The organism is Bacillus sp. EKM420B (assembly GCF_011065565.1).
Classification (GTDB): Bacteria; Bacillota; Bacilli; order Bacillales; family Bacillaceae; genus Bacillus; species Bacillus velezensis.
Map to the genome: position 1 here is coordinate 1 of NZ_JAAMNX010000028.1, position 302 is coordinate 302.

Sequence of the window (302 nt, forward strand, 5' to 3'; positions counted from 1 at the left end):
TCACGAGAATTTCTTCCGTGAGTTCCGTAATGGACAGGTAATCCTGCATATTCGTCAGATTTTCAATCATCGCGCCAAAGCCGTCAAGCGCGTTTGCCGCTTTCGCGCTGACGCCGATGAAATCAACCTGTTTGATCGCCTGGAACATTGACATTCCGTTCATCGCCGCATATGAAGCGATTTTTTCTAGTGAAGTTGCGCCGACGCCCCGCTTCGGCACATTGACGATCCGCGTAAAACTGATGTCGTCGTCCGGGTTTGACACAAGGCGCAGGTATGCGAGAATGTCTTTAATTTCTTTC

At 49.7% G+C, this 302-nt stretch carries 1 protein-coding gene; it reads right to left on the reverse strand.

Features of this window, described 5'->3' with window-relative positions:
* Positions 1-302, reverse strand: a 302-nt coding sequence (locus G9F48_RS19370; protein WP_274596868.1) for a 3'-5' exonuclease, incomplete at both ends; no start/stop codon positions are given.